Raw genomic sequence first — 11,853 nt, 5'->3', positions numbered from 1 at the left:
CGACGGCCGGTCGACGTCGCGCGACCGAACTGATGCTAACGGCCCCCGCCGAGGCTGCGTAAGCGCGCGAGCGGGTGAGAGCCGCGACACGCCGACGCAGTTGAAGCCCCGGCTCCATGACCTACGGTAGAGCGTCGGTGACGCCCCCTGCGACGCCGGGCCACCACGACAACGCTCCGTGCATTTGACCCCGTCGAGGGCGGGAGCGTAGCGTGGTCCAGCCTTTCAACGGCTCCGTCCGGCGCGCCCTGACGCCGTCGCACGCCTCACCGCGTGCGTTCCTGGAGCGGTCGAACCCGGCACCAGGACCTGGTCGCGCGACTGCGTGCGATCGCTACGACAAACGTGTGGAGAACGTCGTGACCAAGCGCACCTTCCAGCCGAACAACCGGCGCCGGGCCAAGACCCATGGCTTCCGCCTGCGCATGCGCACGCGTGCCGGTCGCGCCATCCTCGCGGCTCGTCGCCGCAAGGGGCGCACCGAGCTCTCGGCCTGACGCTCGTCCCGGTGCTCCCCGCAGCGCACCGGATGCGCCGATCTGCCGACTTCCAGCAGACGGTGCGCCGGGGCGCGCGTGGGGGCCGAGACACCCTCGTCGTGCACCTCACGACCACGACCGACCCCGGCCCGCCGGCGGTCGGTCTCGTCGTGTCCCGAGCGATCGGCAACGCCGTGACGCGCAACCGCGTGAAGCGCCGTCTGCGCGCCCTCGTGGCAGCACGCCTCGACGGCCTTCCGACGGGTTCGCTCCTGGTGGTCCGCGCGCAGCCCCCGGCCGCGTCGGCGTCCTCCGCCGACCTCGGCAGGGACCTCGACGGCGCCGTCGCCACAGCGGGACGGCGCCTCACGCGACGGCTCGACGGCTAGGTACGGCCATGACGTGGACGAAGGTGTGGGCGGGGGTGCGGCGCGCACCGACGTCCCTGCTTCTCGGGCTGCTGTGGGTGTACCAGCGCGTGGTATCGCCGCTGACGCCCCCGACCTGCCGTTTCTACCCGTCGTGCTCCCAGTACGCGGTGATCGCGGTGCGACGCCACGGTGCGCTGCGCGGCGGCTGGCTCGCCGCCCGCCGGGTGGCGCGCTGCCACCCCTGGAACCCCGGTGGCGTCGACGACGTTCCACCGGTGCGCGACGCGCACCACTCTCACGACGCGACCACGGTCGCGCACTGACGCTCGCGAGGAGCACCGCTTCATGGACTGGATGGACGGCCTGCTGTTCCCACTGATGGTCGTGGTCGCCTGGATCATGGTCAGGTTCCACGAGCTGTTCACGTGGATCGGTCTCGACCCGACCAGCGGCGCCGCCTGGGGCCTGTCGATCGTCGGGCTCGTCATCGTGATGCGGATCCTGCTGATCCCCCTCTTCTTCAAGCAGATCAAGGCCTCGCGCGGCATGCAGCTGGTGCAGCCCGAGATGCAGGCGCTGCAGAAGAAGTACAAGGGCAAGAGCGACCCCGCGTCCCGCGAGGCCATGAGTCGCGAGATGATGGAGCTGTACAAGAAGCACGGCACCAACCCGTTCGCGTCGTGCCTGCCGATCCTGCTGCAGTCCCCGATCTTCTTCGCCCTGTTCCGCGTGCTGTTCGAGCTGCCGCGTCTGGCCGCCGGGACCTACGACCGCGCCGATGCGATCGGGCCCATGACCAGGGAGCTCGCAGCTCAGGCCGAGGCGGCGACGATCTGGGGCGCGCCGCTGTCGGGCACGTTCCTCAAGGCCGACGGCAACGTCCACATCCAGATCGTCACGGTCATCCTCATCGTCGCGATGTCGGTGACGACGTTCACCACGCAGCGTCAGCTGACCATGAAGAACATGCCGCCCGCCGCGCTGCAGGGCCCCATGGCGCAGCAGCAGAAGATCCTGCTCTACATGCTTCCGCTGATCTTCGCGTTCTCGGGCGTCAACTTCCCGATCGGCGTGCTGCTGTACTGGACCACGACGAACGTGTGGTCGATGGGCCAGCAGTTCTACACGATCCGCCGGATGCCGGCGCCGGGCTCGGAGGCCGAGAAGGCGTACAAGGCTCGGCAGGCGCGCAAGGCCGCCGCGCGGGGGCAGCTGGTCGAGGAGACCGGCACCACCGCGGTCATCGAGGAGAAGCCGCGCGGGCAGCGGCAGCAGCCCAAGCGCAAGGACCGGAACAAGCCGCGCCCGACCGGCTCGGAGCCCCTGGCAGCGTCCGCACCCGTCGAGGACGCGCCGGTTGTGGACGCGCCGGTTGTGGACGCGCCGGTTGCGGACGCACCGGTGGCCGACGCCGTGACGGACGCACCGACGACGACGACGGGACCCGCGGCCCGGGCGAAGAAGAAGCGCAAGGGGACCTCGTCGACGCCGACCGATGGTCCCGCAGCACCCTGACCACCACGTCCGCGCCCGTCCGACGTCGGGCGGCGCGGGTGCGACTTCGCTGAACGGAGATGAGATGGCCAGTTCCGAGCCGAGCACGGCTGCAGATGGTGAACTCGTGACACGCCTCGAGGAGGAGGGCGAGATCGCAGCCGACTACCTCGAGGAGTTCCTCGACATCGCCGACCTGGACGGCGACATCGACATCGACGTCGACCACGGGCGGGCCGCGGTCGAGATCGTGGCAGAGGAGGTCGGCGACGACTCCCTCCGGCGCCTCGTCGGCCCGGACGGGCAGGTGCTGGATGCGTTGCAGGAGCTCACGCGCCTGGCCGTCCAGACCAAGACGGGGGAACGGAGCCGGCTGATGCTGGACGTGGCCGGTTTTCGCGCTGCGCGCCGCAAGGAGCTCATCGGGATCGCGGCCGAGGCGATCGAGCGCGTGCGTAGCGGCGGCGAGCCCGTGACTCTGGCGCCCATGAACCCGTTCGAGCGCAAGGTCGTGCACGATGCGGTCGCCGAGGCGGGCCTGGTGAGCGACTCCGACGGTGTCGAGCCCGAGCGGCGCGTGGTGATCCGGACCGCGTGATCTGAGCGGACAGCAGGGCATAAGGGCGGGTGGCCTCGGGCACCCGCCCTTCTGCCTTGCCTGGTCCTGACGTCGCCGCGTGTTTCACGTGGAACGGCGCCTCGCGGCACGACGGGTGGGCGAGTCGCGGCGCTGGTCCGGTTCGGGGACGGAAGTACGGCGTGGTGCCGGCATAAGCCGCGCGGAGCACCGCAGGAGGTGGTCGTGGGCGCAGGGATCGAGTTCGGGGCGGCCCTGCAGCAGCCACGCTGTTCCACGTGAAACAAGGGCGGGACGCGCCCGCATGTCTCTCCCGGTGATGGGGAAGGGGGAGTCGTACCGCGATCTCACGTGGAACGTGCTGCCATCCGCAGGGCGAGGAGCATCCGCCCTGCCGGTGCTGCCGCCCTGGAGCGGGGCCGTCCTCCTCGCGCCTCTGCATCGTTCGGTACGGTCCAGCTCGAGCGAAGACGAAAGCCGACTGGACGCGGCCGACCCGCGCGCGTGCGGAGCCGTGCTCGGCAGTAGGGCGGGGTGGCCGGTCCATCTGATGATGAGCGTGCCCGTGGCGCTGTCTCCCGACCGCCGCACCGGGTCGTCCCCGCCGGCACGGATTCACAGGCACCGGATGACCACACGACATGTCCGCGCTCCCGTGATCCCGGCACCTGAGTGGCGAGAGGAGCACGCCAGCCGTCGACCGGCACCGGGTCGGTCGGCCCCCTGAACTCACTCAGCAGAGCCGGTCCCGACGTTCCGGGACGCATGAGGAAGAGGCTAGCGAGTCATGGGCCCTCGCGCCCACCTGTGGGGCCGCTTCTTCGAGGTCCGCGCGCACCGGGTGCAGCGGTGCCTCCGCGCGTGGCAGGGGGTCCCGTGGTCCTCCGCCGCAACAGCGCGCGCCCAGGTTGCCGGGCGCTCGGTCCCGAAGTGCTGCGCCGCGTGCGCCCGGCCTCGGGTCGTGCCAGCCCGCCGTGAGGTGGTGACTGCCGAGGTGAAGTGCGACCGCGTGGGTGGAGTGTCCATGCCGGGCGTGCACCGGTGGTGCGCTGAGCTGGACCACCTGCCGGGCTACGCCGGGTCACGCCGCCGACCGCCGGTGCCGACGACGATGAGGCCGAGCGGTCGGGGTCGTCGGACACGGGGAACGCTCTCCGTGTGCCGTGTCCGCCGTGCGCCCTGACGATCCCGAGGCGGCGTGACCGGCGCGTTCATGGGCTGGCCCGTGGGCTTATCGGATATGTCGTATGCCCCGGCAATCTCAAGGCGGACGCCTGGATGGTGCTCGTGCATACCGATGCACGGGGGACCACGCCCAGCGGCCCTCCGAGTCTCGCGTCGCCGAGTCCCGCGTCGCGGAGGCCGGCCTTCGCGCCGGACGGCGAGCCCGGAGGTACCCGAAGGTTCGATCCAGAGGCGCGCCGCCGACGAGCACGGCCCTCGCGTGGAGGCGGACAACGACACCTGACCCGTCACCCCCGCGCGATCTGCCGTCGCCAGGGATGGTCCTGTAGCGCCGTTCCGTCGGCCGCAGGCATGGTCGTCTCGCCGACAGAGGCCAGCAACCCGCCGAGTCGCGACCATCGCGGAGCAGGCTCGTGACCTGGGCAGTCGGCGCGATGGGCGTCGATCCACGGTGGTGGCGCCAGCGGGAGCGCCGCCACGCGGGTTCTCGGTCCGTGGCACCGGACCGCCTCGCCACTGCTGCGAGGGCAAAGCTGCGACGTCGCCAGGTTCCGCTGGTGGCCCGCGACTGCCCGGCCGTCGAACTCGTTCGCGCCGTGGATGGCGGTGGTGCCGGTCGGCCGCCGCCGCGCCGTGGATGGCTGTAGTGCCGGTCGGTCGCCGTCGCGCCTGGAGGAACCGGCGCCGACCTCTCGAGCGTCGTGCGCCACCCTGGATGCCGTCTCACCTTCACCGCGCTGTCGCGCGCCGGGGCAGTCGCCTTCTTCACTCTCGAGGGCGGTGCGCGCGGCGCGGGCATGGATGCGAGCCTGGCGACGTCGAGCGCGCCCGGGCCGCGACCGACCCATCGGGCGCGCCGGGCGGGTCGCGAGTGTGCAGGACGAGCACGTCGGCACAACGGCGTCGGCCGGCTCTGCGCGCTGTCGGAGCTCCGCACGGGAGGACCAGGTGGGGATCGGGGCACCGCGACGTCCCGCGAGCGACGTCCGGCAGCGGGCGCGGGCCTCCCCGCCGAGGTGGCGCGTTCACCGTTCGAGCTGCGCGGACCGCCGGGCGGCGTGCGCGCGCAGCTACGTGCGCCGACGGCCCGCCCGGGGGCGCGACCTGGCGAACCCTGGACGGGGCATTGCCGCGCGCGTGGCGCGCTCGGGCAGGGCGGGCGCGCGAGTACGGCGCTGGCACCCGACCCGTGGGCCCCATGACCTCGTCCCGTTCCGGGCGGCGGCCTGACTCGTCGCTCGACATCCTCGTCCGTGGGCGCCGGACCGGCTCCGCGATGGTGCCGCGGCGCCGGGTCTGGCGGGGGTTCGGTGGTCGCGTGAGGGTCAGCGCCAGGCTGGCCGACGCCCGCCGGGCAGTGGCGTGTCTGGGGAAGGGGTGGGGGACCGTAGCGATGGAGGACCGCGGCGCACCTGGCAGTTGGTGACGCGTCCCGGGATCTTCGGTCCTTAGCTGTGCTCGCTGGGTCCTTCGCTCGTATCCCCTCCGCACGACGGTGTCGGCAACCACGGGATCGTCGATCATCGGAAGGGCGGCCACGTCCGGCTCTCGACGGTCTCTCCTCAACGAACGCTCACGTGCCGGCAGGGAGCGTTCCACGTGAAACGGGCGGTACGAATCGCGTTGCCCGTCGAGAGGCGCGCGTGGGAAGCCGCGAAGGCGGCCTTCAACGAACGGGAAACGTCCCTGGACACCGCGCCGGGCCGGGGTGCCCTCTACCCACATCACCGGGTCGTCCATACAGCGACACGGCAGAGGGACAACGGCGCTGCGTTCCGGTTTCACGTGGAACACGGGCCCCCGCACCGCCGTGTGACATCACGAGGTGACGCGGACGAGATGGCCCTGGGTAGAGGACGGGATCCGGGCACCTCATCGCCCCCAGTGACGGGGGACCAAGTGGGTGCACCGGTCCGATCGCTGCGGGCTGCGCGTTTCACGTGGATCGTCGTCCGGTACCGCGAGACGACGACGCGATTCAGGATGCCGGCGCGGACCGCCGCAACAGCGACAGCGTGGTGGCGCCCCGCGTCTTGCACGGGCTGCACCTACCTCGGAGGAGGATCGGCGACACGGCGCCCGCACTCAGCGGGAGGGAGGTGTCGCAGAGCCGGGGCGCTGCCACACCCTGTCTCACGGCGGCGCGGCTGCTTCTGCGGTCGACGCGTCCGGATGCGGACGGCGCGTCGAGAGCTCGGCCACTGGTGCGCATTCACGCGGGGACTGCAGCGGTGTGTCTGCGCGGGGGGGTCGGTAGTCGGCCGTCCTGGGTCACAGGTTCACCGCGAGGGGCCCCGTACCGCCGACATGGAGGTCAGAGCCCGGACGTGCAGGGATGATCGACCACTGGGCTTGCGGCGCGCTCCGCGGGAAGGAGCACCCCGCGGGGCGCGCTCCGTGAGGAACCCCCCGCGAGGTGGGCCCCGGCGAGGCGCGCCCCCATGGGCTCTCGCGAGGAGCTCGCCGCGAGGTCAACCCCGGCAGAGGGCCTTCGTGAGGCCCAGCGAGGAGCCCTCGGCGAAACAGCCCTGCGAGGCGCCCCTGTGAGGAGTCCTCGCGAGGCGCCCTCTGTGAGGCGGCCCGGCGAGGCGCCGCGCGAGGCGCCCGCCGGGGTGGACCTGCGGCGAGGTGCGCCCGGCGAGGTGTGGCCCCGTGAGGACCCTCCGTGAGGCGCGCGGAGGACCCTCCGTGAGGCGCGCGCCCCGAGATGCGCGCCGCCCGTGAGGAGCCCCGTGACGACCCTCCGCGAGCGTGAGGACCCTCCGTGGGGCGCGGCGCCCCCGCGGGAGGGTGCGACACGGGGAGCGGTGCCGTATATGGGGCGGCGTGCCTCCCGTCCGGGGGTGGTCGCGCCCGCGCGCGCGGCATGCAGCCCAGGTGCGCTGGGTCCCCCCTGCAGCGAGCGGGAGCGGCCCGACGGCGGTGGGTGCTGGCGCCCCGTGGTCGGGGGCGCAGGTCCTTTGAGAGGTCCCGTACGGCCAGGCGGGCGACGGAGCCCCGACGTTCTCGTACAGCCCGCGAGAGGCCCAGGGGCCTCGCGGGATCTGCTGAGCCAAGATGCGGCGACGAATGGTGGTCTGAGCACGGGATCCTCGCGTTCTAGCTTCTCTGCCGCAGGAGCCGGGGGCTTTATGCGCCACCGGGGAGCTCGGACGGGTGCAGGTAGATCCGACCTCGCAGCGGCCACCCAGGGCCCTCGAGCCCGAGGGCCGCGCACGCGGCTCGACCGTGTCCTGGCCGACCGGAGCGGAGAGTTGAGCGTTGCCTCGAGGAGTTGCAGGGTCGGCACAGCGCGGACGGAGCGGACGTCGCGCCCGCGCGGTCCGTGGCGACCGCGCGGCGTGAGCCGCTGCAGCGACGGCGAGTGCGCGCTCCGTGTCGTGGCGCACTGATCCACAGGCGCGTGGTGGGCAACCTCGGCGACGCCCGGCGGGGTAGCGTATGCCCGCAACGAAGCGGGCGCAGGGGCGGTGCTCGTCAGAGCCTCAGGCTCGTTTCACGTGGAACAGGAGCCACCGAGTGCCAGACGGACCGAGCGCTGAATCAGCGACCGATGCGATGGCTGACCCGTGGGACGGTGACCCGCGCCTGCCGGTGTTCTTCGGTGACGCGTGGCCCGCAGTCGAGGCGTTTCACGCGTTCCTGGCCGACGAGGGGGAGCTCCGCGGGCTGGTCGGTCCCCGCGAGGTCGCGCGTCTGTGGGAGCGCCACCTGCTCAACTCGGCGGCTGTCGTGCCCTTCCTGCCCGAGGACGGGCTGATCGTCGACGTCGGATCGGGGGCCGGGCTGCCGGGCGTCGTCATCGCGGCGATGCGGCCCCGCGCCCAGGTGATGCTGGTCGAGCCGATGGAGCGGCGCGTGACGTGGCTGCTTGACGTCGTCGAGCGCACCGGGCTCGCGAATGTCGAGGTCAGGCGCGCGCGAGCGCAGGAGCTCGACGGAGCGGTCGTGGCAGACGTCGTCACTGCACGCGCCGTGGCCTCGCTCGACAAGCTGTATCGCTGGACGACGCCACTGGTCCGGCAGGGTGGGAGCGTCCTTGCCATGAAGGGCGCCCGGGCCGAGGAAGAGCTCGCGGCAGCCGCCGGCGTCATGCGCTCGCTCGGGCTCGTTGATGGCCGCGTGCACGAGGTGACGACCATCGCCGGGACCGAACCCACGCGGGTCGTGTCGGCAGTCCGAGGAAGAGGTGCGCGTGTTCGGTAGGAAGAAGCGCCGTGAGGAGCGGGAGGCGGCGGAGCGAGCGGCCGCGCAGGCAGCCCAGGCCGCTGCTGGAGCGATCCCCGACCCGGTGCTGGGGGGCACGGGATTCACACCCGCACCTGCCGCGCACGGCGTGGATCCAGGAGACACGTCGACAGGCGGTGGTGACGCATCCGCGCCACCGAGCGCGTCCCTGGGCGCGGCTGCGGTGACGACACCCGGAGCCTCTGCTGGCGCATCGGGTGAGGTCGACGCGGCAGGAGTCGGTGTGTCCCCGCACACGCCCGTGGATCCCGGGCGCGTGTCGACCGCAGCGGCCCTCGCAGGTTCCGACCGCCCGCAGCCGCTCACCATGTCCGGTCAGGCAGCCCCGTCCGGCGACATCGACTCCGCGGCGGCGAGCGAGAAGAGCCTGAGGGATCGCGAGGTGCCGCGCTGGACGCCGCAGGACCTGGCGTCGTCCTCCGCCGACGTCCCCTCGCCAGGTCGGGCGGCCACACCGCAGCCTCCTGTGGTCGCGCCTGACCAAGGCCCTGTTCGGGACGCCACCAGCGTCATGGACGCCGGGCAGGACGCGTCTCAGGGGGGACGTCCCAGCGTTGCCCCGGCGCCCACTGGGGCTGCTCCGGCGCCCACTGAGTCAGCCGTTCCACGTGAAACAGTGGAGGGTGCTCGAAGCGGGGGAGGCCCGTCCGTGACGGCAACGACCGCCGCTGTTGGCGATGGTGCCGCAGCCCCGTGGGGAGACGTGCGCGGCCAGGCCGGCGAGATTGCCGGAGTCCCTGATGCGACGACAGTGGGAGTCCACACCACGGCCCCGCAGACGGGCCACTCCGCCGTTTCACGTGGAACCGACGCTCCCGCTGCGAGCGCAAAGGTCCCCACGAGCCCCACCGGGCAGGGTGCCGGGGCCCCCGACACGCGGCCTCGCCGTTCGGGAAGGCCGCAGCCGGTGTCCGTCGTCGGCATGAGCGCGGCTCAACCGTGGCAATCCGGCGTGACGGCCACCGACGAGGAGGACCCCAGCGGCCGACCCGCGGACGCCGCGCGGGAGGGCGCTGGGGGAGACCCTCGCGTGACGCAGAGCGCGCCGCCCGGCGCGCCACGGCGCGACGAGCCCGACCAGGCGACAGGCAGCGCGGACGTCAAGGACAGCCCTGGGGCCCCGAGCGCCGACCGTGACGGTGGCACGCCGACGGTGAACGCCACCAGCGCCCCGACCGCTGAGCCCCTGACCAGCGGCCCGACCCCTGACAGGATGAACGAGGACGAGAGAGGGACCGTGGAGGACCTGCCCGACCCCCAGGGGCGGACGACCGATCTGAGCGACGCGTCGCTCGGCGACCAGGACGAGGCGCGTCGTGCCGCTCTCGTCGACAGCCTGCCCCGGTCGTCCGCGGACACGCCGGTGCTCGCGGAGCTGCAGCTCGACGCCCGTCGACGTATCGAGCTGCGCGGGCGCAAGTTCCCCCGTCCCGAGCGGACCCGGGTGATCACGGTCGCCAACCAGAAGGGCGGAGTCGGCAAGACGACGACCACGGTCAACCTGGCGGCGGCACTCGCGCAGGCTGGTCTGCAGGTCCTCGTGCTCGACAACGACCCGCAGGGGAACGCCTCCACCGCGCTCGGCATCGACCACCGTGCGGGCACGCCCTCGATCTACGAGGTGCTGGTCGACTCGGCACCCATGCACGAGGCTGTGCAGGAGAGTCCGGACGTGCCGGGTCTCTGGTGCCTGCCCGCCACCATCGACCTGTCGGGTGCGGAGATCGAGCTCGTCTCGATGGTCGCGCGCGAGACGCGGCTGCGGACCGCTCTCGACGGGTACTTCGAGTGGCGCACCCGGCAGGGCCTCGACCAGATCGACTACGTGTTCGTCGACTGCCCCCCGAGCCTGGGGCTGCTCACGGTGAACGCGTTCGTCGTCGCGCGTGAGGTGCTCATCCCGATCCAGTGCGAGTACTACGCGCTCGAGGGGCTCTCGCAGCTGCTCAAGACGATCGAGCTGATCCAGGCGCACCTGAACCCCGGGCTCGCCGTGTCCACGATCCTGCTGACGATGTACGACGCACGGACCAACCTGGCGCAGCAGGTAGCGCAGGAGGTGCGGACGCACTTCCCTGAGCGCACCCTGCGCACGACGGTCCCGCGTTCCGTGCGCATCTCCGAGGCACCGAGCTACGGCCAGACCGTCATGACGTACGACGGTGGCTCGTCCGGCGCCCTCGCGTATCTCGAGGCCGCACGCGAGCTGGCCGAGCGAGCAGGCCCCAGCACCACCACCCCCACCGCCGCCGAGGCACCTGGCGGCTCTGCACAGGAGGACCAGTGAGCGAGAAGCGTCGCGGTCTCGGCCGTGGTCTGGGAGCACTCATCCCGACCGGCCTCGACACACCGCGCAGCACCGGCGACCGACCCGTCGACGTGTTCTTCCCGGATGCCGTGAAGGCTGCAGCCGACCAGGCCGCTGCTGCGGAGGCCGCCGCCGCGACCGCAGCCGCGGGCGCCGCCGAGACGACCCCGGAGAAGACCGAGGCGCCGGAGCAGGGTGTGCCGGCCGGGGGCACCAGCGCGGACGTCGTCCCGGGAGGCACACCTGCCGGCGCACCCGCAGCCGACGACGCGGCGTCCGGCCCGGCGCCCCTTGCGATGGCCGAGGTCGCGGACATCGACGGGCTCGTCCCGGTGCCCGGCGCCCGCTTCGCCGAGCTGCCGGTCGGCTCGATCCGACCCAACCCCCGCCAGCCGCGGACCGTCTTCGACGAGGACGCGCTGAGCGAGCTCGTGGGCTCGATCCGTGAGGTGGGCGTCCTCCAGCCGGTCGTCGTGCGAGCGGTCGACGACGGCTACGAGCTGATCATGGGGGAGCGCAGGTGGCGTGCCACGCAGGAGGCGGGCCTCACGGCGATCCCCGCGATCATCCGTGAGACCGAGGACTCCGACCTCCTGCGCGATGCGCTCCTGGAGAACCTGCACCGGTCGCAGCTGAACCCGCTCGAGGAGGCTGCGGCGTACCAGCAGCTGCTCGACGACTTCGGGTGCACCCACGAGCAGCTCGCCACCCGTATCCACCGCTCCCGTCCGCAGATCTCGAACACGCTACGGCTGCTGCGGCTCCCGCCTCTCGTGCAGCGTCGCGTGGCGGCAGGGGTGCTCTCGGCGGGGCATGCGCGCGCCCTGCTCGGTCTGGGTGACGGAGCAGCGATCGAGCGGCTCGCGCAGCGGATCGTCTCCGAAGGGCTGTCGGTCCGTGCGGTCGAGGAGATCGTCGCGCTCGGTGGCGACGAGTCGGCACCGACGCGAAAGCAGCGCCCGCGCGCAGGGATCCGCAACGAGGCGCTCGATGAGCTCGCATCGCGGCTCTCGGACCGGTTCGAGACGCGCGTCAAGGTCGACCTCGGCAAGACCCGGGGGAAGCTGACGGTCGAGTTCGCCTCGGTGCAGGACCTGAACCGGATCCTCGGCGCCCTCGCGCCGGAGGACCCGGGCGTCCTCAAGAGCTGATTCGGGTCGGATCCGCGCTGATCCGCAGTCCTGAGCATGG

8 protein-coding genes are annotated in these 11,853 nt (G+C 72.4%); all 8 read left to right on the top strand.

Translation table 11 applies throughout. The annotated features are described in order from the left end of the window. The first annotated feature begins 359 nt into the window (after window positions 1–359). Window positions 360–497 (top strand): 50S ribosomal protein L34, encoded by a 138-nt coding sequence (gene rpmH, locus KKR89_RS18075; RefSeq protein ID WP_191783193.1) that lies wholly within the window; start codon window positions 360–362, stop codon window positions 495–497. A gap of 11 nt (window positions 498–508) precedes the next feature. Further along, window positions 509–868 (top strand): ribonuclease P protein component, encoded by a 360-nt coding sequence (gene rnpA / locus KKR89_RS18070; protein WP_208196682.1) that lies wholly within the window; start codon window positions 509–511, stop codon window positions 866–868. Between the two features lie 8 nt (window positions 869–876). Continuing rightward, complete coding sequence (gene yidD, locus KKR89_RS18065; protein ID WP_208196681.1) at window positions 877–1,173, top strand: membrane protein insertion efficiency factor YidD; 297 nt, start codon at window positions 877–879, stop codon at window positions 1,171–1,173. 22 nt (window positions 1,174–1,195) lie between these two features. Then, on the top strand, window positions 1,196–2,365 hold the full coding sequence (gene yidC, locus KKR89_RS18060; RefSeq protein ID WP_208196680.1) for a membrane protein insertase YidC: 1,170 nt from the start codon (window positions 1,196–1,198) through the stop codon (window positions 2,363–2,365). A 64-nt stretch (window positions 2,366–2,429) separates the two neighbouring features. Continuing rightward, on the top strand, window positions 2,430–2,942 hold the full coding sequence (locus KKR89_RS18055; protein WP_208197260.1) for a Jag family protein: 513 nt from the start codon (window positions 2,430–2,432) through the stop codon (window positions 2,940–2,942). Window positions 2,943–7,664: 4,722 nt separating this feature from the next. Beyond that, window positions 7,665–8,312, top strand: a complete 648-nt coding sequence (rsmG, locus tag KKR89_RS18050; RefSeq protein WP_208196679.1) for a 16S rRNA (guanine(527)-N(7))-methyltransferase RsmG — start codon at window positions 7,665–7,667, stop codon at window positions 8,310–8,312. A 1,279-nt stretch (window positions 8,313–9,591) separates the two neighbouring features. Continuing rightward, a complete protein-coding gene (locus KKR89_RS18045) occupies window positions 9,592–10,641 on the top strand; it encodes a ParA family protein (protein WP_372438580.1) in 1,050 nt (349 codons plus the stop codon). Further along, the gene (locus tag KKR89_RS18040) at window positions 10,638–11,813 is read left to right on the top strand and encodes a ParB/RepB/Spo0J family partition protein (protein ID WP_208196678.1); all 1,176 of its coding nucleotides are present in this window, start codon (window positions 10,638–10,640) and stop codon (window positions 11,811–11,813) included. The genes KKR89_RS18045 and KKR89_RS18040 overlap by 4 nt, the downstream gene beginning before the upstream one ends. Window positions 11,814–11,853 lie beyond the last annotated feature (40 nt).

The organism is Cellulomonas dongxiuzhuiae (assembly GCF_018623035.1).
Lineage (GTDB): Bacteria > Actinomycetota > Actinomycetes > Actinomycetales > Cellulomonadaceae > Cellulomonas > Cellulomonas dongxiuzhuiae.
Note: the sequence above shows the minus strand (reverse complement) of the source record. Positions and strands in the feature narration are given on the sequence as shown.